Here is a 294-nt window from a genome sequence, read left to right on the forward strand (position 1 = left end):
CCGATCCGCGCGATGGTCAACGAAGCGCTGATCAAGATGGATGACTTGTTTGCCGGCATGTACGAGGCTGACATCAAGGGCGTGCGCCCCAGCATCGCTCCAGAGAAGCTGCTGCGCGCGATGCTGCTGCAGATCTTCTTCAGCGTGCGCTCGGAGCGCCAGCTCACGGAGCAGACCCAATACAACCTCCTGTATCGCTGGTTCATCGGTCTGGCCCTGGACGATGCGGTCTGGGTCCCTAGCGTGTTCACCAAGAACCGCAAGCGGCTCATTGCGCACGACGCGATCATCGAG

Annotated in this window: 1 protein-coding gene; it reads left to right on the top strand. The window is 60.9% G+C overall.

Annotation, left to right across the window (positions count from 1 at the left end; translation table 11 throughout):
• On the top strand, positions 1–294 hold a 294-nt coding region (locus tag QN413_RS27210), incomplete at both ends, for a transposase (RefSeq protein ID WP_416352260.1).

It is taken from the genome of Variovorax sp. LG9.2 (assembly GCF_035018885.1).
In the GTDB taxonomy this organism is placed as follows: domain Bacteria; phylum Pseudomonadota; class Gammaproteobacteria; order Burkholderiales; family Burkholderiaceae_C; genus Variovorax.